The sequence below is a fragment of the Nonomuraea lactucae genome (assembly GCF_003313395.1).
GTDB lineage: Bacteria > Actinomycetota > Actinomycetes > Streptosporangiales > Streptosporangiaceae > Nonomuraea > Nonomuraea lactucae.
The window spans coordinates 23,022-46,816 of the sequence record NZ_QNFZ01000168.1 but is presented as its reverse complement, the minus strand read 5'-3'; the positions used below and the strand labels follow the sequence as shown (position 1 = coordinate 46,816).

Below are 23,795 nucleotides of genomic sequence, written 5' to 3'. Positions count from 1 at the left end.
GCTCCCGGTCGAGCCGCGGTTCGTCGGGAAGCGGGCCGTTCGGCGGCTCCTCCCGCGCCGCGGACGCGCCGTCCCGCTCCGCCGAGCCGCCCCCGCTCTGGCTGCCCAGCCGCCGGAGCGGCGGTGGTTCGGGCGGTGACGAGCCGCCGGTGCCGTTCTGGCTCAAGCCGAGCAGCCAGGACAAGGACTGAGGATGGCCCAGCCGGGTGACAAGCGGGGGCTGGCCTTCGCCGCCATCGTGGTGGTGATCGCCGCCGTCGGCGTCTACCTCACCATGTGGCCCGATTCGGGCCGGGACGCCGGTGACGAGCCCGTACCGACCGCGACGAGCAGCGCCACGGCGCCACCCGCGCGCAGCACGCCGCTGGCCACCGCCAGCGGCGCGCCGTTCGACATCTACTCCTACCTGCCGATGACGAAGGCGCAGCTCGCCGCCGCCGCGGACCTCGCCGAGCGGTTCACCGCCGCGTACGGAACGTTCCGCTTCGACGAGGACCCGGCCGCGTACGCCGACCGGGTGAAGGCGTTCGCCACGGCCGACCTCGGCAACGTCCTGGCCAGGACGCTCACCTCACCCGGCACGGTCGAGCGCAACCGCGCCGACGAGGTCGTCTCCACGGCCACGGCCAGGATCAAGTCGATCAGGTCCGTCGAGAAGACGTCCGTCGTCTTCATCGTCACCGGCACGCAGCAGATCGCCGCCAAGAGCGGCGGCAGGCAGCTCGCCGCCGACTACGCGGTCACGGTGAGCCAGATGGGCACCGACTGGCGGGTCTTCGACCTGCAGCCCGCCGGTGAGGGCCAGGACGGGGACAGCGAGGGGTGAACCTTTCCCGCACACGCGTCGCCCTGGCGCTCGGCGCGGCCGGGGCGGTGCTGCTCGCGCTGGTGATCGTGTCTCCGGTGCTCTTAACGGGGATTCCGTCGTTCGTCGGCAACGGCGGCGAGCCGCCCGACTGCAGCGGCGGCGAGCAGCCGGAGGACGCCTCGGACACCGCCGCCTCCGACATCCCGGCCGACTATCTCGAGCTCTACAGGAAGCACGGCGAGAAGGTCGGCGTCCAGTGGAACATCCTGGCCGCGGTCGGCAAGCGCGAGACCGACCACGGCCGCTCCGACCTGCCGGGCGTGAAGAGGGGCACCAACTACGCGGGCGCGGCGGGGCCGATGCAGTTCCTGATCAGCACGTGGGGCGGCAAGGCGCGGATCCAGATGTCCGCGCGGTTCAACGGTTACGCCTCAGACGGCGACGGTGACGGCATCGGCGACATCTACAACCCGGCCGACGCCATCCTGGGCGCCGCCAGGATGCTCAAGCGCAACGGGGCTCCGGAGAACGTGCGGCGCGCCCTGTTCGTCTACAACCGGGCCTGGTGGTACGTAGATCAGGTAGAGCAGATCGCCAAGCGCTACGCCAAGTCGGGGGAGGTCAAGGTGCCGCCTGAGGGTGACGACGCGTGCGACGAGCCGCTGGTCGAGGCCGCGCCCAGCGACGTGGTCGCCAGGATCCTCGCGTACGCGCTGGCGCAGCGCGGCAAGCCGTACCTGTGGGGCGGCACCGGGCCCGACGCGTTCGACTGCTCGGGCATCATCTACGCGGCCTACCGGGCGGCGGGGCTGTCGATCCCGCGCACCACGTTCGTGCAGTGGCCGTTCGGAGTGAAGATCTCTCAGGGGAGCGAGCAGCCGGGAGACCTCGTGTTCTTCAACGCGGGTCCCGGCACGTCGCCCAACAACCCAGGCCACGTCGGGATGGTCGTGTCGAAGGGGAAGATGATCGAGGCACGGTGCCGCCTGTGCGGTCCCATCAAGGTGACGGGCTACGAGAGCCGGGGCAACATCGTCGGGTTCACCCGGCCGCTGCAGCACCCCGACGTTCAGACGCAGCTCAAGAAGCTGCAGAATGCCGCACTATGACAGTGGTCGTGGTCGCCGCGGTGATCGTCGCACCCGGTGAACGAGTGCTCACCGCGCAACGCGCGGAGCCGCCCGCGCTCGCCGGCGGCTGGGAGTTCCCCGGCGGCAAGGTGGATCCGGGGGAGAGCGAGCACGACGCGCTGGTCCGGGAGTGCCGCGAGGAGCTCGGGGTGGAGATCTCCGTGGGCGAGCGAGTGGGCGGCGACTGGGAGCTGGCCCCCGGATACGTGCTGCGCGTCTGGCTGGCCGCCGTGGCGTCCGGTGAGCCCATGGCGAAGGAGCATCTGGCGCTGCGGTGGCTGGGGCCCGGTGAGTACTACGACGTGCCGTGGCTGGGCGCGGACCTGCCCGTCATGCAGGCCGTGGAGAGCGTGCTGCGGGGCTAGAGTGTCACTCTGTGTAACATAACGAGAGCTGGGAGTTATTTGTCGCCGCCGGGGGAGAACGCGACGTGATCAAGCGGGGCTGGGTCGTGGCAGGGACGCTGGTCGTGGTGGGGCTGCCCACCGCGCCCGCGACGGCGAGCAGGGTGACCGCGGAGGGCGCGGTGACGGCGGGCGAGGTGACGGCGGTGCTCGACCGGATCGACGCGCCTGACCGGTGGGCGCAGCGGGTCGGGGCGGACGGTTCTGACCGGCGGGGGCAGGTGGTCCGGACGGACGGTCCTGACGGGCGGGCGCAGCGGGTCAGGGCGGGCGACGTGCTGAGCTTCAGGGTCAGGCTCGACGGCACCGGTCGCGACGCCCGCCTCGCCCTGGCGGCCAGTCCGGCGCGCGCCCTGTCGTGGGTGGCCTGCGACCCTGTCCCGAGGGCGGGTGACGGTGCTGCGGGCGCGACCGAGGCGTCGCGCCCGGTCTCGTCGGCCGCGCTCACGTTCACGGCCCTGACGGCGGGCACGCTTGAGGCTGCGGCACCCGCTCCTGCGACCGCCCCTTCGACCACCGCCCCTTCGACCACCGCCCCCCCGACCACCGCCCCCTTGGCCACCGTCCAGCCCGCTGCGGCACCACTCGCGCCGGCGGCGCGCCGGCCGGTCGGGCCGGACACATCGACTGCGGCGAGGGCGGCCGGGCGAGGAGCGTTCTCGGTCGTTTCCGCGTCGTCCGCGGCCGGGCCAGTGCCCGCCGCGCCCGAGTCGCTCGCGGTCCAGTCGGCTGTGAGCAGGGCGCTGTCCGCGGCGCAGGCCGCCGGATCGCGCGCTTCGGGGTCGCTCAAGAGGGCCCCGGTGTGCGAGCTGGGAGACGTCAGGGGGTGGCGTGACGTCGACGTGCGGCTCCGGGTGCCCAAGGGCGTACGGGAGGTCGTGCTCGCGGCCGTGGGCCGGCTGCGTGAGGCAGACGGCGAGGGTGTGACGGTGCTGAGCAGGGCCGCCGCCATGCCGGTCGAGGGCCCGGAGGTCATGGCCGCCCCGGTGGCGCCCGATCGGAGCCGTCCACGCGACGCAGGCGAGCCGCGCGGGACCTTCGTGATGGAGGGCCGCGCGAAGCGGCTGCCTTCCGTGACGCGCGGCCGCGGGGCGGACCCAGGCCCGTACGGCCGCGGTGGCGGCACCACGACGGACCGTCACGCGGGCAGCGCCTCCTTGGACGGCCGGGGCTCGGTGAGAGGCGCTCACGGCGGGCAGGGGAGCACCCAGAGGGATGGTGGCTTCGCGGCGGTGCCCGGGGGCCATGGGCCTGGGCACGGCCAGACCGTGGGAGCCGTGGGGGTTCACCCTCGGCGGCCCATGGGGATCTCGCCTCAGCTCATGGGTGTGCCACCCCAGACGATGGGTGTGCCGCCGCAGGCCGTCGGTGTGCCACCCCAGACCGTGGGCGTGCCGCCGCAGGCCGTCGGAGGGCCGCCTCAGGCTTACGGAGGGCCGCCTCAGGTGGCGGGGATGCCTCAGCAGGGGCTGACGTTTCCCAACGCCACTCCCTCGGCTCTCGGGCAGCAGGCGCCCGCGCCCCTGTCGGTCCCATCCGGTAACCCGCAGTTTCCCTCGTCGTCAACCGGCGAGTTCGGCGCGCCGCTGCCGCGCCAGATAGCCGCCTCCGGCGCGCGCCCCGACCAGCCGCACACGGTGAACTTCCTGGCAGGGGCCAGGGGACTGCCCTGGGTGGCCGGGGGCATCGCGGTGCTTCTCGTCGCACTATGGGGTGTTTCTCGGGCGCAACGGGCACGTATCCGGAAAAAGCTCCTGTAGATCAGTCTTTACTGTGCCTTTTACGCGACTAAGATTCCCTTGACCAAGGTTTCGGGAACGCGCGGGGGGCACAGGTGGCACGCACGCGAGCGATGGCCGTCGCCGCCATGGTCGTGGCCCTCGGCCTGACCGGGCTCGGCGCCACACCGTTCATCGTGCAGGGTGCGAGCGCCACGGCGGCGGCCGACCCTCCGGTCGATCCCTGCGAGGCGGGCGAGGCCTGCGACCCAGAGGTCACGGTCACGGTCACCACCACGCTGCCCACGCCCACGCCCGACGATCCCGAGACCACCGTCACCCGGACGGTGACCAAGTCTCCGCCGAAGACGAGCACGCCGGCCCCCAAGAAGACGAAGTCCAGCGACCCGGCGCCGACCCCGCCGCCGTCAGCTCCCAGTCAGAACCTCCAGCCGGTCACCTCGCAGAGCGTGGAGGTGCCGCCCGCCAGCACGTCGCCGAGCACGGAGGCGAGCGTCTCGCTTCCGCCCATCGTCGGCTCCGAGACGCCCTCGACGGTTCCCAGCAGCGCCCCGCCCGAGACCTCGGCCAGCGAGCCGGTCCAGTTGGAGGTGCGGGCCGCGCAGCCGGAGTTCGACCAGTTGGGCCTGACCCGGCGGCTCAGCATCCCGGCGCTGATCCTGGTGCTGCTAGCGCTGTTCGCGGTGCTCATCTTCGAGGGACGGCTGCGCCGGATGGCCCACGCGGCGGCGGTGCGCAAGGCGGGGCCTCAGGCGATACGGGCCGACATCGGCATGGGCCCGCAGGGCGGTCCGGGCTACCCAGGTCCGGGCTACCCGGGCGGTCCGGGACAGCCGGGCTATCCCGGTGCCGCCGGCTACCCGGCCGGTCCCGGCTACGCGACGTCCGCGTACCCGCCGCCCGGCTACCCGACCGCGACGGCGTACGCGCCGATCATCAGCTTCGTGCCCGTCCATACCTACCCCAGCGGGGAGGTCCAGTACGGTGCCGTCTACCAGGACCCCGGCGCGTACGCCCAGCAGGGCTTCGCCGCCGATGACCGCGCGGCCCCGCCGACCGAGGCGGTGGTCCTCCACCCGGACGAGTTCGACTCCTACAGCCACGGGTCCGCCGCCTCAGGTCGCTCGGAGGGCTACCGGGCGCCGTTCGAGCCCCTGGTCCCGCCGGAGCCTCCTCCTGCCGACATCCCGGCGGGCGGCTCCGCTCCGTACGGTGACGGCTCCGCCTCCCACAGCGGTGGCCCGCCCGATCACCCGGTGAGCTCCGCCTCGGCCGCCGAGACCGGCGACTCCGAGCCCTGGCAGCAGACCGCCCACCCCTTCGACCCCGAGCACCGGGCGACCCGGCCCGACCACCTTCCTCCGACCGCGCACCAGCCAGGCGCGCACCAGCCGACCGCGCACCAGCCGACCGCGCACCAGCCGGGCGCGGATCTGTCGGGGGCGGAGCAGGCGACGGTGGAGCAGGCGACGGTGGAGCAGCCGATGCCGGGCCAGGAGGGGCGGCAGCGGGACAAGCGCGGCTTCTGGCGCCGCTCGAAGTAGCCGCCGCCGACCAGATAGGTCCTCGTCAGGCCGCCTACCTGACACAGGCCGCCTGACCGACAACGGACGCAACCCGGCTGATCGGGATCCTCGCCGCCGGCGCAGGCCCTGGTGCGTTCCAGTCCCACGCGGGTCCCGGCCGGTGGCGAGCACCGGCCGGAACGCGAGCGGCTTCGACTTAGGAGCGGCTACGACTTCGGGCGGCGGAAGATCTTGTTGCCGAGCCAGACCAGCGGGTCGTACTTGCGGTCGACCACGCGCTCCTTCATGGGGATCAGGGCGTTGTCGGTGATCTTGATGTGCTCGGGGCAGACCTCGGTGCAGCACTTGGTGATGTTGCAGTAGCCGAGGCCGTGCTCCTCCTGGGCCGCCTCCTGGCGGTCCGCCACGTCGTACGGGTGCATGTCGAGCTCGGCGATCCGCATGAGGAAGCGGGGCCCGGCGAAGGCGGGCTTGTTCTCCTCGTGGTCACGGATCACGTGACAGACGTTGTTGCACATGAAGCACTCGATGCACTTGCGGAACTCCTGGGACCGCTCGACGTCGACCTGCTGCATGCGGTATTCGCCGGGGCGCACGTCCGCCGGCGGCGTGAAGGACGGGATCTGCCGCGCCTTCTCGTAGTTGAACGAGACGTCCGTGACCAGGTCCTTGATGACGGGGAACGTCCGCATCGGGGTGACCGTGATCGTCTCGTCCTCCTCGAACGTGGACATCCGGGTCATGCAGCCCAGCCGCGGCTTGCCGTTGATCTCCATGGAGCAGGAGCCGCACTTGCCCGCCTTGCAGTTCCAGCGGACCGCGAGATCGGGCGCCTGGGTCGCCTGGAGCCGGTGGATGATGTCGAGGACGACCTCGCCCTCGTTCACCTCGACGGTGAAGTCCTCGAGCCTGCCCTCGCCGCCCTCACCGCGCCAGACCTTGAACTTTGCCTTGTAGCTCATGACTTCGCAATCCCGTCCAACTCGGCCAACTCTTCGTCGGTGAGGTACTTCTTCAGCTCTTCGGTGTCGAACAGAGCGAGCAGGTCGGGCCGCATCGAGGGCTGCTCCTGCTCCTTGACGGTGATCGACGAGCCGTCGGGCGTGAGGCAGATGAGGAGCTTGCGGCGCCATTCCGGTTCCATGCTCGGGAAGTCGTCGCGGGTGTGCCCGCCGCGGCTCTCCTCGCGAAGCAGCGCGGCGCGGGCCACGCACTCGGAGACGAGGATCATGTTGCGCAGGTCGAGCGCGAGGTGCCAGCCGGGGTTGTAGATGCGTGACCCGGCCGCGCCGACGAGGCGGACGCGCTCCTTGAGCTTCTCGATGACCTCCAGGGCCTCGCCGACCTCTTCGGCCTTGCGGATGATGCCGACGAGCTCGTTCATGGTGCGCTGCAGCTCCTGGTGCACCTCGTACGGGTTCTCGCCGGAGCGTTCGAGGGGCGCGAGGGCCTCGGCGCGCGCCTCCTCGACGAGCTGGGGCGACACCTTGGGCCGGGCGGCCAGCCCGTCGATGTACGCCGCGGCGCCCGCCCCGGCCCGCCGCCCGAAGACCAGCAGGTCGGACAGCGAGTTGCCGCCGAGGCGGTTGGAGCCGTGCATGCCGCCGGAGACCTCGCCCGCGGCGAAGAGCCCGGGCACGGCCGCGGCGGCGGTGTCGGCGTCGACCTCGACGCCGCCCATGATGTAGTGGCAGGTCGGGCCCACCTGCATGGGCTCGGCCGTGATGTCGACGTCGGCCAGCTCCTTGAACTGGTGGTGCATCGACGGCAGCCGCCTCTTGATCTCCTCGGCGGGCAGCCGGGAGGAGACGTCCAGGAAGACGCCGCCCTGGGGCGAGCCGCGGCCGGCCTTCACCTCGGAGTTGATCGCGCGGGCCACCTCGTCACGCGGCAGCAGCTCCGGCGGCCGGCGGTTGTTGGCCTGGTCGGTGTACCAGCGGTCGGCCTCATCCTCGGTGGTGGCGTACTTGTCCCTGAACACCTCGGGGATGTACTTGAACATGAAGCGCTCGCCGTCGGAGTTGCGCAGCACGCCGCCGTCGCCGCGGACCGACTCGGTGACGAGGATGCCCCGCACGGAGGGCGGCCAGACCATCCCCGTGGGGTGGAACTGGATGAACTCCATGTTGATCAGATTGGCCCCGGCGAGCAGTGCCAGCGCGTGGCCGTCGCCGGTGTACTCCCACGAGTTGGAGGTCACCACGTACGACTTGCCGATGCCTCCGGTGGCGAGCACCACGGCGGGGGCGTCGAAGACGATGAGGTTGCCGGTCTCGCGCCAGTAGCCGAACGCGCCCGAGATGCGCTCGCCGTCCTTGAGCAGGCGGGTGACCGTGCACTCGGCGAAGACCTTGATGTAGGCCTCGTAGTCGCCGTGCGTCTCGTGGTCCTCCTGCTGCAGGGCCACCACGCGCTGCTGCAGCGTGCGGATCAGCTCCAGGCCGGTGCGGTCGCCGACGTGGGCCAGGCGTGGGTACTCGTGCCCGCCGAAGTTGCGCTGGCTGATCTTGCCGTCCTTGGTGCGGTCGAAGAGCGCGCCCCAGGCCTCCAGCTCCCAGACCCGGTCGGGGGCCTCCTTGGCGTGCAGTTCGGCCATCCGCCAGTTGTTCAGGAACTTGCCGCCCCGCATGGTGTCACGGAAGTGCACCATCCAGTTGTCCTCGGAGTTGACGTTGCCCATCGCGGCGGCCGCTCCGCCCTCGGCCATGACGGTGTGCGCCTTGCCGAACAGCGACTTGCAGACGATCGCCGTGCGCTTGCCCTGCTGGCGGGCCTCGATGGCGGCTCGCAGACCCGCGCCGCCCGCTCCGATGACGACGACGTCGTATTCGTGACGCTCGATGTTCAAGGTGTTTTCCACTGGAGGCGGTCCTTACGCGTACGGGAAGGCGATGATGCCCTTGGCGACCAGGCGGACGTAGAGGTCGGCGCCCATCACCGAGTACATCGACGCCCACGCGAGGGGCTGGTGCTTGGCGTTGAGCTTGGAGACGAACGTCCAGGCCCGGTAGCGGAGCGGGTGACGTGAGAAGTGGTTGAGCCGTCCCGCGGTGATGTGCCGGCAGGAGTGGCAGCCCAGGGTGTAGCCGAAGATCAGCACGGCGTTGAGCAGCAGGATCCAGCTGCCGAGGCCGAGCGGCGTGTGGACGAGCGCCAGGACGGCGTCGTAGGCGAGGATCGCGCCGATCACGAGGGCGAGGTAGAAGAAGTAGCGGTGGACGTTCTGGATGATCAGCGGGAATCGGGTCTCGCCGGTGTACTTCCCGTGCGGCTCCTGAACGGCGCAGGCCGCCGGCGAGAGCCAGAACGACCGGTAGTAGGACTTGCGGTAGTAGTAGCAGGTCAGCCGGAACCCGCCGGGCAGCCCGAGGATCAGCAGGCCGGGCGGCAGCGTGTACCAGTCGCCGAAGGGCGCCAGGCCGAGGAATCTCGCCCCCTCGGGGCACGAGGTCGCCAGGCACGGCGACGCGAACGGGGCGATGTACTCGGCGGACGGCACGTAGTAGCTGCCGTCGAGGATCGCCCACACGCCGTAGACCAGGAAAGAGCTGAGCCCGAGGAAGGTCAGCAGCGGGGCCAGCCACCATCGGTCGGCGCGTAGCGTGCGCACCTTGACCTGCGCACGTTGCCTTCTTGCGGATGCGTCGGGCGTCGTCTGGGTCATCGGGGACCTCTCCACCTCCCGCGGACCCTCTCGGCTCGGGTCCGGGATATCTCGCTCGGTGCGCGTGCCGCGGGCCACCGTCTCCGCTCAGGCGCGCATTTGGTGGGGGATACGTTACGACGCCCACGCGGGCATTTGTGAGAAGGGTCACTCACTTTTTCGATGACCCGCTGTGATTCCTGTCACGTCCGCCCGTCAGAGGCGGTTCCCCTGGTACGGGAGCTTAACCACCGTGACGAAAAAATCATCAATTTGCCGGACAACCCGGATAAATTGCTCAAAATCCACAGGCTTGGACACGTAGGCATTGGCGTGCAGGCGGTAGCCCTGGAGGATGTCCTCCTCCGCCTCGGACGTCGTCAGGATCACCACCGGGATGGTCCGCAGCTCGGCGTCGTCCTTCACCTCCCGCAGCACCTCCATGCCGTCCATCCGCGGCAGGTTGAGGTCGAGCAGGATCAGGTCGGGCCGCGGCGCGTCCTCGTAGGGGGCCTCGCCGCGCAGGAACGCCATCGCCTGCTCACCGTCGTTGACGATGTGGAGGCGGTTGCGCACCTTGTTCACCTCGAACGCCTCACGGGTCAGCAGGATGTCGCCCTGGTCGTCCTCCACCAGGAGCACCTCGATGGGGCGCCAGTCGATCATTCGTCCTCTCCAGCCGCGGGCAGGGTCCAGCGGAACGTCGTGCCCGGCCCCTCCGCGTCGCCGTCGAGCCAGAGCCGCCCCCCGTGATACTCCACGATCTTGCGGCAGAGAGCCAGCCCGATGCCGGTGCCGGGATAGACGTCCCTCGCGTGCAGCCGCTGGAAGATCAGGAAGATCCGGTCCGCGTACTTGGGCTCGACCCCGATCCCGTTGTCCGAGCAGCTGAACTCCCACATCGCGCCCGCCCGCTCGGCGGTGACGCTGACGCGCGGGGGCTCGCCCGAGCGGAACTTGATGGCGTTCTCGATCAGGTTCTGGAAGAGCTGGGTGAGCAGGAGCCGGTTGCCGACGACCTTCGGCAGCGGCCCGGAGGAGACGGCCGCCCCGGAGTCCTCCACGGCCGCCGACAGGTTCTCCAGCGCCGCGTTCAGCGCCGCGCCCGAGTCGGTGACCGTCCGCTCGCCGCTCACCCGCCCCACCCGGGAGAAGTCGAGCAGGTCGTTGATGAGCAGCTGCATGCGCTTGGCGCCGTCCACCGCGTAGTGGATGTACTGCTTGGCCCGGTCGTCGAGCTGGTCGCCGTACCGCTGGTCGAGCATCTGCGTGAAGCTGGCGATCTTGCGGAGCGGCTCCTGCAGATCGTGGCTGGCCACGTAGGCGAACTGCTCCAGCTCGCTGTTGGACCTGCGCAGCTCGGCGGCCTGCTCCTCGGCGGTGCGCCAGGCGGTCACGATGCGCCCGCGCATGGAGTCGACGTGGCTCGACAGCTCCGACAGCTCCGCGGGCCGATCCACGATCGGCCGGTGGTCGTAGTCGCCGGCCGCGACCCTGCGCACCTGCTCGGTGAGCTGGGCGATGGGCTTGAGCACGACGTAGCGGACGATGACCGCCAGCACCACGCTGGCGACGACCACGATCAGCAGGAGCACGACCAGCGCCACGTAGAGGCGGTCGAGCTGCTCCTCGACGTACGGGCGCGGCCTGGCTCCGCGGACCCGCTCGATCAGCAGGACCGTGAGCACGATGCTCACCGTGAACGCCAGCGTGACCGTCAGCCCGATGACGACGAACCAGCGGGCCATCGGCAGCCTGCCGAGGCCGGTCGGCTGCCTGGCGGGTGGCAGGGGGTTGATGGTCACCGCGATCTCCTCCGGACCAGCACCACGGCGAGGTCGTCGGTCAGCGTGCCCACGTGCCCGATCAGCCGGTCGAGGTCGATCCCGCCATCCCCGGACGTGCCGTGGGCGCGTACCAGGTCGACGAGGCCCTCGACGCCGAGCGGCTCATGCTCGCCCATGGCCGCCTCGATCAGGCCGTCGGTGTAGAGCATGATCGCCCACTCCTCGCCCAGCGGGACGTCGATGACCGTCCACCTGGCGTCGTTGAAGATGCCGAGCGGCGGGCCGGACGGCGTGCCGTCCACCACGTCCACCACGCCGTCGCGCACCAGCAGTGGCGGCGGGTGGCCCACCACCCGCATCCTGGCCAGGCGCAGGTCCGGCGTGATCGTGGCCATGCAGAGCGTGGTGAAGATCTCCGGGGCCTTGCGCTCGGCGCGCAGCAGCGTGTCGAGCGTGCGCAGCAACGGCTCGTCGGTCTGCCCGGCCAGCACGAGCGTGCGCCAGGCGATGCGCAGCGCCACGCCCAGCGCCGCCTCGTCGGGGCCGTGCCCGCACACGTCGCCGATCACGATGTGGATCGCGCCGTCCGGGGTCTGCACGGTGTCCAGGAAGTCGCCCGCCAGCAGCGAGCCCCGGCTGCCCGGCAGGTAGCGCGTGGTGTGCTCGATCGCCTCAGTGCGCAGCAGCGCGACGGGCAGCAGGCCGTTCTCCAGCCGGGAGTTCTCCTTGGCCGTCAGCTCCGCCTCGACCAGCGCGATCTGCGCCAGGTCGGCCCGCTTGCGCTCCATCGCGTAGCGGATGGCCCGGGCCAGCAGCCGCGCGTCGACGTCCTGCTTGACCAGATAGTCCTGCGCTCCCGCCTTGACCGCGGTCACGCCCACGTGCGCGTCGCGCAGACCGGTCAGCACCAGCACGGCCGCGTGCGGCGCCATGGCGAGGACCGCCTCCAGCGCTTCCAGTCCGGTCGCGTCGGGCAGAGAGAGGTCGACGAGCACGCACTGGATGTCGGTGGTCAGCTTGGCCCTCGTCTCGCGCAGGCTGCGCACCCAGATGATCTCCGCGGGCGCGTCGGCCTGCCTGAGCAACTCCTCGACGAGGAACGCGTCGCCGTCGTCGTCCTCGATGAGCAGCAGCGTCAGCGATTCGGGAAAGGTTATCGTCACACCCGTCTCTTCACAGCAGTCCGGACTCTCGTTGCTCATTGTGCGATGAGTTCGACCCCTTGTGGAAGCGTGCCCTCCTGACCGGCCTCGACCACGAAGGCCAGCAGGGTCGCCCGGAACGCCCGCGCGGCCCTGGCCGGCGCCACGTCCCTGCGGTGGGCGAGCGCGATCGTCCGGCTCAGTCCGGGCGGCGCCAGCGGCGTGCCGGTCAGGCCCGGCCGCCCGTCGAGCACCATCGACGGCACCACGGCCACGCCCAGCCCCGCCTCCACGAACCGCAGCACCGCGTCCATCTCCCCGCCCTGCACGGCCAGCGTGGGCTCGAACCCGGCCTGGCGGCACGCGGACAGCGTCGCCTCCCGCAGGTCGTAGCCGCGCCGGAACATCACCATCGGCCTGCCCCGCAGCTCCTCGATCCGCAGGTACGGCCGGCGCGCCGCCTGGTGGGAGGGGGCCGCGACGACGAGGTTCTCGCGCAGGATCTCCTCGGTCACCAGGGACGGGTCGTCGCTCTGCAGCGGCATGATGATCAGCGACAGGTCGATCTGGCCCCGGGCCAGCGCCCTGACCAGGTCGCGCGAGCCGCCCTCCTCCACCAGCAGCTCGATGCCCGGATAGTCGCGGTGGAAGCGGGCCAGCGCGTCGGCCAGCAGCCCGGCGCAGAGCGACGGCGTGGCGCCGAGCCGCACCCGGCCCTTGCGCAGCCCGGCCAGCTCCGCCACCTCCTGCCGCGCGGTGTCGGCGTCGGCCAGCATCCTGCGGGCGAGGGGGAGCAGCGCCTCTCCGGCCGCGGTGAGCATGACGTTGCCGCGCGCGCGGGAGAACAGCGGCGCGCCCAACTCGGTCTCCAGCGCCTTGATCTGCTTGCTGAGCGAGGGCTGGGCGACCCGCATCCGCTCGGCCGCCTGGGTGAAGTGCCTGGCCTCCGCCACGGCCACGAAGTAGGCAAGCTGCTGCAACTGCATGTGATTTTCCTCGCACCGGCCGCGGCCGTCTCTCGCGCGCAAGCCGTATAATCCAGACATCATAGCTTGAGGCTATGGAAACCAGATCCGCCATGACTTGGACGGATCATCGCTGGATACCTAGCGTCGAAGACGTGACTGCCACGATAGAGCGCGGTGCCGCGACCGCGCCTGTTAGCTCCCCGAAGTCCGCTCCCCCCGCGAAGAGGCCGTCGTCCAGGAAGCCCGGCGGCTTCCTGGCCTCGTCGAACGGCAAGAAGGCCGTCATGGCCGTCACCGGCGTCGTGATGGTGCTCTTCCTCGTCGGCCACATGCTCGGCAACCTCAAGATCTTCCTGGGACGTGACTCGTTCAACGAGTACGCGCACGCGCTGCGCACCCTGCTGGAGCCCCTCGCCCCGTACCGGACGCTGCTGACGATCGTGGAGGTCGTCCTCGCCGCCTCGGTGGTCCTGCACCTGTGGGCCGCGATCTCCCTCGCCCGGCGGGCCCGCAAGGCCAGGCCGGTGAAGTACGTGACGAAGAAGTCGCAGGCGAGCGGCTACACGACGCACATCATGCGCTTCGGCGGCGTCACGATACTGCTGTTCCTGGTCTGGCACCTGCTGGACCTGACCTTCGGCGTGGTCAACCCCAAGGGCTCCGGCTCGGCCCCCGCCGACCGGATGATCGCCGGGTTCGACGCGTCGCGCTGGTGGGTGACGCTGATCTACGTCGTGGCCGTCGTCATGGTCGGCCTGCACCTGCGGCACGGCATCTGGAGCGCGTTCCAGACGCTCGGCTGGGCCAACCGCACCCGCTACCGGGCGCTCAAGGGGGCCGCCGCGCTGGTCTCCGCCGTCCTGGTCATCGGGTTCCTCGCCCCGCCCCTCGCGATCACGTTCGGAGCCGTCAAGTGAAGTACGCAGAGGGTACGGAGATCCGCGACGCCAAGGCGCCCGAGGGGCCCGTCGAGGGCCGCTGGGAGAAGCGGAAGTTCAGCGCCAAGCTGGTCAACCCGGCCAACAAGCGCAAGCTCAACGTCATCGTGGTGGGCACCGGCCTGGCGGGCGGCTCGGCCGCGGCCACGCTGGGGGAGCTCGGCTACAACGTCAAGTCGTTCTGCTACCAGGACTCGCCGCGGCGCGCCCACTCCATCGCCGCCCAGGGCGGCATCAACGCCGCGAAGAACTACCGCGGCGACGGCGACTCCGTCTACCGGCTCTTCTACGACACGGTCAAGGGCGGCGACTTCCGCGCCCGCGAGTCGAACGTCTACCGGCTCGCCGAGGTCTCGGTGAACATCATCGACCAGGCCGTGGCCCAGGGCGTGCCGTTCGCCCGCGAGTACGGCGGTCTGCTCGACACGCGCTCGTTCGGCGGCGCGCAGGTGTCACGCACCTTCTACGCCCGCGGCCAGACGGGCCAGCAGCTGCTGCTCGGCGCCTACCAGGCCCTGGAGCGGCAGGTGGCGGCCGGGACCGTGCAGATGTTCACCCGGCACGAGATGCTCGACCTGATCATCTCCGGCGGGCGCGCCAGGGGCGTCATCGTGCGCGACATGGTGACCGGCGAGATCGAACGACACGTGGCCGACGCGGTCGTGCTGGCCACCGGCGGCTACGGCAACGTGTTCTTCCTGTCCACCAACGCCAAGGGCTGCAACACCACGGCGATCTGGCGGGCGCACGAGCGGGGCGCGTACTTCGCCAACCCCTGCTACACGCAGATCCACCCCACGTGCATCCCGGTGTCGGGCGAGTACCAGTCGAAGCTGACGCTGATGTCGGAGTCGCTGCGCAACGACGGCCGCGTGTGGGTGCCGCTGCGCAAGGGCGACGGCCGCGCGCCGGGGGACATCCCCGAGGACGAGCGCGACTACTACCTGGAGCGCATCTACCCGGCGTTCGGCAACCTGGTGCCGCGCGACATCGCCTCGCGGGCCGCCAAGAACGTCTGCGACGAGGGCCGCGGCGTCGGCCCCGGCGGGCTCGGCGTCTACCTCGACTTCCGCGACGCGATCAACCGGCTGGGCCGGGACGCCGTCGAGAAGAAGTACGGCAACCTCTTCGAGATGTACGAGCGCATCACCGGCGAGAACCCCTACGACGTGCCGATGCGCATCTACCCGGCGGTCCACTACACGATGGGCGGCCTGTGGGTGGACTACGACCTGCAGTCCACGATCCCTGGGCTGTTCGTGATCGGCGAGGCCAACTTCTCCGACCACGGTGCCAACCGCCTCGGCGCCTCCGCCCTCATGCAGGGCCTGGCCGACGGCTACTTCGTGCTGCCCACCACCATCGGCGACTACCTGGCCGCCGGGCCGTACGGCGAGGTGGACGAGGAGGACGTGGCCGAGGCCGAGCTCAAGGTCCGCTCCAAGATCGACCGGCTGCTCTCGGTGAACGGCACGCGCACGCCCGACTCCTTCCACCGCGAGCTGGGCAAGCTCATGTGGGACTACTGCGGCATGGAGCGCACCGAGGAGTCGCTGCGCAAGGCCCTGGAGCGCATCCCCGAGCTGCGCAGGGAGTTCTGGGAGAACGTCAAGGTCACCGGCACCGCCGAGGAGCTGAACCAGGTGCTGGAGAAGGCCGGGCGCGTCGCCGACTTCTTCGACCTGGCCGAGCTGATGTGCCTGGACGCCCTCGTACGGACCGAGTCGTGCGGCGGCCACTTCCGGGCCGAGTCGCAGGACGCCGACGGCGAGGCGCTGCGCGACGACGAGAACTTCGCGCACGTGTCGGCGTGGGAGCACTCGCCGTCCGGCGTGCCGGTGCTGCACAAGGAACCGCTCGAGTACGAGTACGTCAAGATGACCCAGCGGAGCTACAAGTGAACCTGACCCTGAAGGTCTGGCGGCAGAGCGGCCCCTCCGACTCCGGCCGGATGGTGACCTACCGGGTGGAGGACGTCTCGCCCGACATGTCGTTCCTCGAGATGCTGGACGTGCTCAACGAGCGGCTGATCCTCGAGGGCGACGACCCGATCGCCTTCGACCACGACTGCCGCGAGGGCATCTGCGGCATGTGCGGCATGGTCATCAACGGCGTCGCGCACGGCGAGCAGCGCGCCACCACGACCTGCCAGCTCCACATGCGCCACTTCGAGGACGGCGCCGTCATCACCATCGAGCCGTGGCGCGCCGCGCCGTTCCCGGTGGTGAAGGACCTGGTGGTGGACCGCTCGGCCTTCGACCGGATCATCCAGGCGGGCGGCTTCGTCTCGGTGCCGGCCGGCTCGGCCCCCGACGCGCACAGCGTCCCGGTGCGCAAGGAGGACGCCGACGCCGCCTTCGACGCCGCCACCTGCATCGGCTGCGGCGCGTGCGTGGCCGCCTGCCCGAACGGCTCGGCCTCCCTCTTCACCGCCGCCAAGATCACCCACCTGAGCCTGCTGCCGCAGGGCCAGCCCGAGCGCCTGTCGCGCGCCAAGGCCATGGTGGACCAGATGGACGCCGAGGGCTTCGGCGGCTGCACGAACACCGGCGAGTGCACCGCCGTCTGCCCCAAGGGCATCCCCCTGGACACGATCGCCCAGCTGAACAGCGACTACCTCAAGGCCAACGCCAAGTAGCCGCCTTGCGGGGGTGGCCCGAGAGACGGACGGTTTCCTTTTCGCGGCCACCCAGCAGACGCAGGCACAGAACCTCGCCGACCTCGGAGCCGCCTACGCCGCCCACCGCGGGCTGCGCCAGCCCGTGGCGTTCGCCTCCTGGAGGGAAGCGCTGGACGAGCTCCTCCGCCTGGGCGAGGAGCGGGCCGTACCTGTGATCATCGACGAGTTCCCCTACCTTGGTTCGGCCACGCCGGCGCTGCCCTCCTACCTTCAGCAGGCTTTCACCCCTCTGGGGTTGCCAAGGAGCACACCCGGACGCGCGTGATCCTCTGCGGCAGCGCTCTCACCACGATGGCTCAGCTGCTCAGTGGCGGCGCACCGCTGCGCGGCAGAGCGGTCCTGGAACTCGTCGTACGGCCCTTCGGGTTCCGGGACGCGAGCGACTTCTGGGGAGTGAGCCACGATCCGGAGCTGGCGTTCCGGGTTCACTCGCTGGTGGGCGGCACCCCCGCCTATCTGGAGATGAGCGGCGGCTCAGGGCCAGCGGACCTCGACCACTTCGACCGATGGGTCCAGCGGCGCCTGTTGAATCCCGCCTCCGCGATGTTCCGAGAGGGAGGCTTCCTGCTCAGGGAGGAGCCTCGGTCTGGTCGAACAGGTCGACGACGCGTTGCGGGACAAGCGCAGCGTCTTCCGGATCGCCGAGCCGATCGTGCGCCTGCATCAGTTGCTCATCCAGCGCCACCGACCGGATCATCGCGATAGGGGAGGCCAAGGGCACGCTCACCCCCATGGACCTGCCGCATCTGCGCAGGCTTGAGCATCTGCGCGAGCTGCTCCCTGTCACTCGCGTGAACGGGCCGCCCAAGCTCCTCCTGTTCGCCAGGTCCGGCTTCAGCGGTGACCTAGGCGGCCACGCCGAACGCCGTGCGGATGTCGAGCTCGTGGACCTGGCCCGTCTGTATCAGGGAGAGTGAGCGGTCCAGGCGGCCGTGGTCTCCAGGCGGCGGCGCCAGAGCTTCTCGCCCTCGCCGCCCGGCTCCCAGCGGGCCGCGAAGTCCAGCAGGTCGCGGCAGCGTACCAGCATGGCCGAGTGCCGCTCCTCCCACGGCGGAGGCTCCCACGAGGGCGTCGCCTCGCCGTACGCGGTGAAGAAGGACGGCAGCAGCGGCACGTGCTCCGGGTGGTGCGTGCGCACGGTCCACTCGCACCACGACAGGTCCTCCACCGGCGGGCCCGGGTGCGCCCACTCCCAGTCGAGGATGGCCACCGGCTCGCACGTCGCCGGGTCGAACAGCATGTTCTGCGGCCCGTAGTCGCCGTGCACGATGCCCAGCCGGTGGATGAGGGCGAGCGCGCGGCCGCAGGCGGCGAGCACCTCGGCGGCGCGGCCCTCGTCGAGCAGGTCCTGGCCGTGCGCGCCGGGCACGAACCTGGTGGTCACGCTCGTCTTCGTGATCTTGTGGATGGGAGGCACCGGGAGCCGGCCCTTCAACCGGCGCAGGAACCTGCTCTCCGTACGCAGCCGGAACGCCGCCTCGGGGCCCTGGTAGCACTTGACGACCAGAGCGCCGTCGCCGACCGTGTCGTTGGTGTACCCGTGCCTCACAGGGACCGATTCTCGCGCACCCTCCCGCGCCGCGCGCCCCTCCGGGGGGCCTTGACCGCAACGCCCCAGGAGAACGCGCGGGCGGCCGGAAAATGGTTTGCTGGGCGCCAACGCGGTTTGTCAATCTTGACAGGCTATGCGCTCCCTTCCTCAGGCCGATCCCGGCGTGCCCGACATCCGCAGCCCGTTCCGCTATCTGTGGTGGAACGCGCGCATGCAGCTGCCCTCCTTGCTGGGCGGCATCGCGTTCGCGACGGTCTGGTGGATGGTGCAGGCCCTGGTGCCGGCCGTGCTCGGGAAGGGCATCGACGCCCTCACCGCCAAGGACACCCGCGCCCTGCTGATCTGGTCGGCCGTCCTGCTGGGGCTGGGGCTGGCGCAGGCCTACACCGGGATCATGCGGCACCGGCTCGCGGTCTACAACTGGCTGGCCGCCGCCTACCGCACGGTCCAGGTGACCGCCAGGCAGGCCGCCCGCCTCGGCGCCACGCTGCCCAAGCGGCTGTCCACCGGCGAGGTGGTGAGCGTCGGCAACTCCGACATCGCGCACATCGGCAGCGCGATGGACATCCTGCTGCGCGGCACCGGCTCGATCGTGGCGATCGTCACCGTGACGGTGATCCTCATCTCCACCTCGCCGCCGCTCGGCCTCATGGTGCTGGTGGGCGTTCCGATCATGGCGTTAGCCGTCGGGCCGCTGCTCAGGCCGCTGCACAGGCGGCAGAAGGCGCAGCGCGACCTCACCGGCGACCTGTCCACCCGGTCCGCCGACATCGTGGCCGGGCTGCGCGTGCTGCGCGGCATCGGCGGCGAGCAGGTGTTCGCCGATCGCTACCGTGAGGAGTCGCAGCGGGTGCGGCACGCCGGCGTAGCCGTCTCCAGGGTCGAGTCGATGCTGGAGGGCGCCCAGATCCTGCTGCCCGGCATCCTCGTCGCGGCCGTCACCGGCGTCGGCGCGTCGTTCGCCGTGGGCGGGGAGATCTCGGCCGGTCAGCTCGTGGCCTTCTACACCTACGCGGTCTTCCTGATCGGCCCCATGCGCACCCTGACCGAGGCCGCCGACAAGCTGACCAAGGGCCACGTGGCCGCCCGCCGCGTGGTGCGCATCCTGTCCATCCGGCCGGAGGTCTCCGGCGGCGTGGGCGGCAGCGCGGGCGGCGTGTTGCGCGACTCCTTCAGCGGCGTCACGCTCCAGCCCGGGTCGCTGACCGCGGTCGCCGCCGCCCGGCCCGAGGACGCGATCGCCATCGCCGACCGCCTGGGCCGCTACACCGACGGCGACGTCACCTTCGGCGGGGCCGACCTGGCGTCGCTGCCGATCGCGGAGGTCCGTTCGCGCATCCTGGTCGCCGACAACGGCGCCCGGCTGTTCACGGGCGGGCTCCGCGACGAGCTGGACGTCCGCGGGGGCGCCTCGGTGGAGCACGTACGGCAGGCGCTGCGCACCGCGTGCGCCGAGGACGTCGTCGAGGCGCTGCCCGAAGGGCTGGACGCGCGGGTGGCCGAGGCCGGGCGGGAGTTCTCCGGCGGCCAGCAGCAGCGGCTCCGGCTGGCCCGCGCCCTGCTCGCCGACCCTGAGGTGCTCATCCTGGTCGAGCCGACCAGCGCGGTCGACGCCCACAGCGAGGCCCGCATCGCTGACCGGCTGGCCAAGGCGCGGGCCGGCCGCACCACGCTGGTCTGCACGACCAGCCCATTGGTGCTCGACCGCACCGACCATGTCATCTACGTGGAGGACGGCAGGGTGATCGCCGAGGGCACGCACCTGGAGCTGCTCGACGCCTCGCCCGCCTACGCCGCGACCGTCACCAGAGGGGAGGACTGACGATGGCCCGCGAGATCCTGCCGGTCGCCGACGAGCGACAGGTGCGCGCCTACGCCCGGCGGCTGACACTGAAATACCCGGGGCGGCTGGCCGCCGCCCTGGCCCTGCACGGGCTCTCGGCGGTCGCCGGGCTGACCGTTCCCTGGCAGCTCGGCACGCTGGTGCAGGACGTCGAGGACGGCACCGGGGCGAACGTCGCCCTGGTGGTGGCCGGCATCGGCGCCTTCCTGCTGCTGCAGGGCGTGCTCGTGCGATACGCGGTGCTCGCCTCGGCCAAGCTCGGGGAGAAGGTCCTCGCCGAGCTGCGCGAGGAGTTCGTCGACCGGGTGCTGGCACTGCCGCTGTCCACGGTGGAGCGGGCGGGCGCGGGCGACCTCATCACGCGCACGTCCCGCGACGTCGACTCGCTGTCGAGGACCGTACGGCACGCCGTGCCGGAGACGCTGATCGCGGTGGTGACGTTCGCGATCACCATGGGCGCGGTGCTGCTGGTCGGCCCGCTGCTCATGCTGCCGATGCTGGTATCGGCGCCGCTGCTGTGGGTGTCCACCCACTGGTACCTCAAGCGGGCCCGCGACGGCTACCTGCGCGAGAACGCGGCCTACGCCGACATGACGGAGGGCCTGGCGGAGACCGTGGAGGGCGCGCGGGCCGTCGAGGCGCTCGGCCTGCAGCGGCGCCGGGAGGAGCGGACGGACCGCGACATCGCCCGCTCGTTCGCGGCCGAGCGCTACACGCTCGGGCTGCGGACGATCTGGTTCCCGGCGGTGGAGCTGGGCTACGTCGTCCCGATGGTCGCGACGCTGCTCGTCGGCGGGCTGTTCTACTCCTCCGGCTGGGTGTCGCTGGCCCAGGTGACGGCGGCCACGCTGTACGCGCAGCAGCTCATCGAGCCGCTCGACCGGTTCCTGATGTGGATCGACGAGCTGCAGGTCGGCGGCGCGGCCATGGCCAGGCTGCTCGGCGTGGCGAACGTGCCCGACGACCGGGAGCCCTCCTCGGCGCGCCCCTCGGGAGAGCTGCTGGAGGCGTCCGGCGTCCACTACGCCTACCGGGAGGGCCGCGACGTGCTGCACGGCGTGTCCCTGACCGTACGGCCGGGGGAGCGGCTGGCCATGGTCGGCCCTTCGGGGGCCGGCAAGTCGACGCTGGGCAGGCTGCTGGCCGGCATCCACGGCCCCCGCGCCGGCGCCGTGTCGGTGGGCGGAGTCCCGCTGGTGGAGTTGCCCCTGGACGAGCTGCGCGGCCACGTCGCGCTGGTCACCCAGGAGCACCACGTGTTCAAGGGCACGCTCCGCGACAACCTGCTGATCGCCCGGCCGGACGCCGACGACGCGGCCGTGCGGGAGGCGCTCGCGGCGGTCGACTCGCTCGACTGGGTGCTGGCCCTGTCCGATGGCCTCGACACCGTCGTCGGCTCCGGCGGGACGGCGGTCTCGCCCGCGCAGGCGCAGCAGCTCGCGCTGGCCCGCCTGGTGCTGGCCGACCCGCACACGCTCGTGCTGGACGAGGCCACCTCGCTGATCGACCCGCGCGCGGCCCGGCACCTGGAGCGCTCGCTCGCGGCGGTGCTTCAGGGCCGGACGGTGATCGCGATCGCGCACCGGCTCTACACCGCTCACGACGCCGACCGGGTCGCGGTGGTGGAGGACGGCCGGATCAGCGAGCTCGGCTCGCACGACGAGCTGGTGGCCGCGGGCGGCTCGTACGCGGCGCTGTGGAGCAGCTGGCACGGCACGCCCACGCCGTCCGCGCGGTCAACCCGGTAGCCGGTTCCGGTGGCCGTCCCGCGACGGCCACGCCGCCCGCTGGAGGCGGGCGGTCAGCGTACGGAGGTGCTCCACCAGCTCGGGCGGCTCGCGGACGTCGAACTCGAAGCCGAACGCGGCCACCCAGACCGCGAGCTGGTCGAGGCTGTCGGAGCCGATGCGCAGGGTGCACCTGCCGTCGTCGACGGGCTCGACCGTGCCCAGGGTGGGCGGCACCTCGTCGGCCACCTCCCGCGCCGAGCCGTACATGGTGAGCACCGCCTGGTAGCGGTGCGGGCTCGTGGTGGTGGCCACGGTGAGGTAGTGGGCCAGGTCGTCGGCGGGCAGCGGCCTCGGGGTGAAGCGGGGGCCGGCCGGGACGCGCAGGGACATCCTGTCGGCCCGGAACGTCCGCCAGTCCGACCGCGCGGTGTCCCAGCCGAAGAGATACCAGCGCCGGCCGCTGGTGACCAGCCGGTACGGCTCCACGTCCCGGACGCCGGACGAGCCGTCATGCGCGACGTAGTCGAACCGCAGCCGCTCGCGATCGCGCACCGACGCGGCGACGGCGGCCAGCAGCGAGGCGTCGACCGTGGGGCCGAGCGCGGGCATGGTGACCACGGCAGAGTTGAGCGTGGCCACCTGCCGGCGCAGCCGCGAGGGCAGTACCTGGTCCAGCTTGGCGAGCGCCCGCACGGACGTCTCGGCGATCCCGGTGACGGCGCCGCCGGCCGCGGTGCGCAGCCCGACCGCCACCGCGACCGCCTCCTCGTCGTCCAGCAGCAGCGGCGGCAGCGAGCCGCCGACGCCCAGCCGGTAGCCACCGCCCACGCCGCCGGTCGCCTCGATGGGGTAGCCCAGCAGCCGCAGCCTGTCGACGTCGCGCCGCACGGTCCGCGAGCTCACGGCGAGCCGCTCGGCCAGCTCGGTCCCCGACCAGTGGCGATGCGCCTGCAGCAGGCCCAGCAGGCGGAGCAGCCGGGCCGAGGTCTCCAACACGGGACGACTCTCCCACCCGCCGCGGACAGGAATCGACCGCGATCGCTCCTAACGTCTCCGCCATGACACACGATTCCAAGATCATCCTTGTCGCGGGCGCCACCGGCAACGTCGGCCGCTCCCTGGTCGAACAGCTCCTCGCCGCCGGGCACCGGGTCCGCGCCCTCACCCGCGACCCGGTCAGGGCCGACCTCCCGGCCGGGGCCGAGGCGGTCGCCGGGAACCTGGCCGACGCCTCCAGCCTCGCAGCCGCGTTCACCGGCGCCTCGGCCGCGCACCTGATCAGCTTCGACGGGGAGGACTACGCACCGCTGACCAACGGCGAGGAGATCGTCGACCTGGCGAGCCGGGCCGGGGTGCGCAGGGTGACGGTGCTCAAGGGCGACGTGGCCAAGAGCCCGCTTGAGCACGCCGTCGAGGCCGGCGGCCTGGAGTGGACCCATCTGGCGCCGGTCGAGTTCATGTCCAACGCCCTGGAGTGGGCCGAGTCCGTACGGACCGAGGGGGTCGTCCGGGAGGCGTTCCCGGAGGCCCGCAGCGCCATGATCCATGAGGCCGACATCGCCGCGGTGGCCGCGGCGGCGCTCACCGGCGACGGCCACGCCGGCCGGGAATACTGGTTGACCGGTCCGGAGGCGCTGACCCCGCCGGAGAAGGTCCGCACCATCGGCGAGGTCCTCGGCCGCGAGGTGCGCTACGTCGAGCTCACCCAGGACGAGATCGTCGCCCAGTGGCGCGAGGCCGGCTACTCCGGCGAGGACGTCGAGTTCTTCCTGAAGATGCGGACCGACCCGCCGATCGCGGGGGACTCCGTGCTGCCCACCGTGGAGCAGGTCACCGGGAGGCCGGCCCGCACCTTCGCGCAGTGGGTCCGGGAGAACGCCGCCGCATTCGGCCCCTGACGTGAGC

The 23,795-nt window shown here is 71.4% G+C and carries 23 protein-coding genes; 14 read left to right on the top strand and 9 right to left on the bottom strand.

Translation table 11 applies throughout. The features are described 5' to 3' along the window. The 6 genes from DQW85_RS11370 to DQW85_RS11345 form a co-directional block, all read left to right on the top strand. Window positions 1–191, top strand: a 191-nt coding sequence (locus DQW85_RS11370; RefSeq protein WP_205315038.1) for a hypothetical protein, incomplete at its 5' end; no start/stop codon positions are given. A 2-nt stretch (window positions 192–193) separates the two neighbouring features. Then, entirely contained in the window at window positions 194–826 is a 633-nt protein-coding gene (locus DQW85_RS11365; protein WP_113700305.1) for a hypothetical protein, read from the top strand. Next, entirely contained in the window at window positions 823–1,917 is a 1,095-nt protein-coding gene (locus tag DQW85_RS11360; protein ID WP_113700304.1) for a C40 family peptidase, read from the top strand. The genes DQW85_RS11365 and DQW85_RS11360 overlap by 4 nt, the downstream gene beginning before the upstream one ends. Continuing rightward, window positions 1,914–2,303, top strand: coding sequence for a (deoxy)nucleoside triphosphate pyrophosphohydrolase (locus tag DQW85_RS11355; protein WP_113700303.1), 390 nt, complete (start codon window positions 1,914–1,916; stop codon window positions 2,301–2,303). Before DQW85_RS11360 ends, DQW85_RS11355 begins: the two co-directional genes overlap by 4 nt. Before the next feature lie 65 nt (window positions 2,304–2,368). Continuing rightward, window positions 2,369–4,102 carry a hypothetical protein gene (locus DQW85_RS11350; RefSeq protein WP_113700302.1) on the top strand — a complete coding sequence of 578 codons (1,734 nt, stop codon included), beginning with the start codon at window positions 2,369–2,371 and terminating at the stop codon, window positions 4,100–4,102. A gap of 74 nt (window positions 4,103–4,176) precedes the next feature. Next, the gene (locus tag DQW85_RS11345) at window positions 4,177–5,625 is read left to right on the top strand and encodes a hypothetical protein (protein ID WP_162794901.1); all 1,449 of its coding nucleotides are present in this window, start codon (window positions 4,177–4,179) and stop codon (window positions 5,623–5,625) included. Window positions 5,626–5,813: 188 nt separating this feature from the next. Here the strand turns inward: DQW85_RS11345 and DQW85_RS11340 are convergent, their stop codons facing one another. The 7 genes from DQW85_RS11340 to DQW85_RS11310 all read right to left on the bottom strand — a co-directional run bounded on the left by DQW85_RS11340 (window position 5,814) and on the right by DQW85_RS11310 (window position 13,165). After that, window positions 5,814–6,569, bottom strand: coding sequence for a succinate dehydrogenase/fumarate reductase iron-sulfur subunit (locus DQW85_RS11340; RefSeq protein WP_113700300.1), 756 nt, complete (start codon window positions 6,567–6,569; stop codon window positions 5,814–5,816). Next, entirely contained in the window at window positions 6,566–8,467 is a 1,902-nt protein-coding gene (locus DQW85_RS11335) for a fumarate reductase/succinate dehydrogenase flavoprotein subunit (RefSeq protein WP_420819153.1), read from the bottom strand. Before DQW85_RS11335 ends, DQW85_RS11340 begins: the two co-directional genes overlap by 4 nt. Before the next feature lie 12 nt (window positions 8,468–8,479). Continuing rightward, entirely contained in the window at window positions 8,480–9,271 is a 792-nt protein-coding gene (locus DQW85_RS11330; protein ID WP_113700299.1) for a hypothetical protein, read from the bottom strand. 195 nt (window positions 9,272–9,466) lie between these two features. Continuing rightward, window positions 9,467–9,916, bottom strand: a complete 450-nt coding sequence (locus DQW85_RS11325) for a response regulator (RefSeq protein WP_205315037.1) — start codon at window positions 9,914–9,916, stop codon at window positions 9,467–9,469. Continuing rightward, window positions 9,913–11,055 carry a sensor histidine kinase gene (locus tag DQW85_RS11320; RefSeq protein ID WP_240197091.1) on the bottom strand — a complete coding sequence of 381 codons (1,143 nt, stop codon included), beginning with the start codon at window positions 11,053–11,055 and terminating at the stop codon, window positions 9,913–9,915. The genes DQW85_RS11325 and DQW85_RS11320 overlap by 4 nt, the downstream gene beginning before the upstream one ends. Beyond that, window positions 11,052–12,200 (bottom strand): PP2C family protein-serine/threonine phosphatase, encoded by a 1,149-nt coding sequence (locus DQW85_RS11315; protein WP_240197090.1) that lies wholly within the window; start codon window positions 12,198–12,200, stop codon window positions 11,052–11,054. Before DQW85_RS11315 ends, DQW85_RS11320 begins: the two co-directional genes overlap by 4 nt. A gap of 35 nt (window positions 12,201–12,235) precedes the next feature. Continuing rightward, window positions 12,236–13,165: a LysR family transcriptional regulator gene (locus tag DQW85_RS11310; RefSeq protein ID WP_113700297.1), complete on the bottom strand. Its 930-nt coding sequence runs from the start codon at window positions 13,163–13,165 to the stop codon at window positions 12,236–12,238. A gap of 134 nt (window positions 13,166–13,299) precedes the next feature. Here DQW85_RS11310 and DQW85_RS11305 point away from each other — a divergent pair, with 134 nt between their 5' ends. From DQW85_RS11305 to DQW85_RS45785, 5 genes are all read left to right on the top strand, one after another. Next, the gene (locus DQW85_RS11305; RefSeq protein WP_240197089.1) at window positions 13,300–14,064 is read left to right on the top strand and encodes a succinate dehydrogenase cytochrome b subunit; all 765 of its coding nucleotides are present in this window, start codon (window positions 13,300–13,302) and stop codon (window positions 14,062–14,064) included. After that, window positions 14,061–15,986: a fumarate reductase/succinate dehydrogenase flavoprotein subunit gene (locus DQW85_RS11300; RefSeq protein WP_113700295.1), complete on the top strand. Its 1,926-nt coding sequence runs from the start codon at window positions 14,061–14,063 to the stop codon at window positions 15,984–15,986. Before DQW85_RS11305 ends, DQW85_RS11300 begins: the two co-directional genes overlap by 4 nt. After that, the gene (locus DQW85_RS11295; RefSeq protein ID WP_113700294.1) at window positions 15,983–16,723 is read left to right on the top strand and encodes a succinate dehydrogenase/fumarate reductase iron-sulfur subunit; all 741 of its coding nucleotides are present in this window, start codon (window positions 15,983–15,985) and stop codon (window positions 16,721–16,723) included. Before DQW85_RS11300 ends, DQW85_RS11295 begins: the two co-directional genes overlap by 4 nt. A 13-nt stretch (window positions 16,724–16,736) precedes the next feature. After that, the gene (locus DQW85_RS45790; protein ID WP_205315036.1) at window positions 16,737–17,030 is read left to right on the top strand and encodes an ATP-binding protein; all 294 of its coding nucleotides are present in this window, start codon (window positions 16,737–16,739) and stop codon (window positions 17,028–17,030) included. A gap of 466 nt (window positions 17,031–17,496) precedes the next feature. After that, window positions 17,497–17,682, top strand: a complete 186-nt coding sequence (locus DQW85_RS45785) for a hypothetical protein (RefSeq protein WP_205315035.1) — start codon at window positions 17,497–17,499, stop codon at window positions 17,680–17,682. Here DQW85_RS45785 and DQW85_RS11285 read toward each other — a convergent pair. Next, window positions 17,670–18,314 carry a phosphotransferase gene (locus DQW85_RS11285; RefSeq protein WP_113700293.1) on the bottom strand — a complete coding sequence of 215 codons (645 nt, stop codon included), beginning with the start codon at window positions 18,312–18,314 and terminating at the stop codon, window positions 17,670–17,672. The genes DQW85_RS45785 and DQW85_RS11285 overlap by 13 nt on opposite strands. 136 nt (window positions 18,315–18,450) lie before the next feature. Between DQW85_RS11285 and DQW85_RS11280 the strand changes: the two genes are divergently transcribed. Together DQW85_RS11280 and DQW85_RS11275 are read left to right on the top strand one after the other, a co-directional pair. After that, window positions 18,451–20,139, top strand: coding sequence for an ABC transporter ATP-binding protein (locus DQW85_RS11280; RefSeq protein WP_113700292.1), 1,689 nt, complete (start codon window positions 18,451–18,453; stop codon window positions 20,137–20,139). A gap of 2 nt (window positions 20,140–20,141) precedes the next feature. Beyond that, complete coding sequence (locus DQW85_RS11275) at window positions 20,142–21,908, top strand: ABC transporter ATP-binding protein (protein WP_113700291.1); 1,767 nt, start codon at window positions 20,142–20,144, stop codon at window positions 21,906–21,908. Here the strand turns inward: DQW85_RS11275 and DQW85_RS11270 are convergent. Further along, window positions 21,897–22,886: a helix-turn-helix transcriptional regulator gene (locus DQW85_RS11270; protein WP_113700290.1), complete on the bottom strand. Its 990-nt coding sequence runs from the start codon at window positions 22,884–22,886 to the stop codon at window positions 21,897–21,899. The two genes, DQW85_RS11275 and DQW85_RS11270, sit on opposite strands and share 12 nt — an antisense overlap. 62 nt (window positions 22,887–22,948) lie before the next feature. On the opposite strand from DQW85_RS11270, the gene DQW85_RS11265 reads away from it, so the two are divergent. Further along, window positions 22,949–23,788: an NmrA family NAD(P)-binding protein gene (locus DQW85_RS11265; protein ID WP_113700289.1), complete on the top strand. Its 840-nt coding sequence runs from the start codon at window positions 22,949–22,951 to the stop codon at window positions 23,786–23,788. Window positions 23,789–23,795: the final 7 nt, after the last annotated feature.

Bases quoted from the DNA above. Each gene is read 5' to 3' on its own strand.
- DQW85_RS11365 (WP_113700305.1), top strand. From the start codon at position 194: ATGGCCCAGCCGGGTGACAAGCGGGGGCTGGCCTTCGCCGCCATCGTG.
- DQW85_RS11355 (WP_113700303.1), top strand. From the start codon at position 1,914: ATGACAGTGGTCGTGGTCGCCGCGGTGATCGTCGCACCCGGTGAACGA.
- DQW85_RS11340 (WP_113700300.1), bottom strand. From the start codon at position 6,569: ATGAGCTACAAGGCAAAGTTCAAGGTCTGGCGCGGTGAGGGCGGCGAG.
- DQW85_RS11330 (WP_113700299.1), bottom strand. From the start codon at position 9,271: ATGACCCAGACGACGCCCGACGCATCCGCAAGAAGGCAACGTGCGCAG.
- DQW85_RS11325 (WP_205315037.1), bottom strand. From the start codon at position 9,916: ATGATCGACTGGCGCCCCATCGAGGTGCTCCTGGTGGAGGACGACCAG.
- DQW85_RS11310 (WP_113700297.1), bottom strand. From the start codon at position 13,165: ATGCAGTTGCAGCAGCTTGCCTACTTCGTGGCCGTGGCGGAGGCCAGG.
- DQW85_RS45785 (WP_205315035.1), top strand. From the start codon at position 17,497: ATGGACCTGCCGCATCTGCGCAGGCTTGAGCATCTGCGCGAGCTGCTC.
- DQW85_RS11280 (WP_113700292.1), top strand. From the start codon at position 18,451: ATGCGCTCCCTTCCTCAGGCCGATCCCGGCGTGCCCGACATCCGCAGC.
- DQW85_RS11275 (WP_113700291.1), top strand. From the start codon at position 20,142: ATGGCCCGCGAGATCCTGCCGGTCGCCGACGAGCGACAGGTGCGCGCC.
- DQW85_RS11265 (WP_113700289.1), top strand. From the start codon at position 22,949: ATGACACACGATTCCAAGATCATCCTTGTCGCGGGCGCCACCGGCAAC.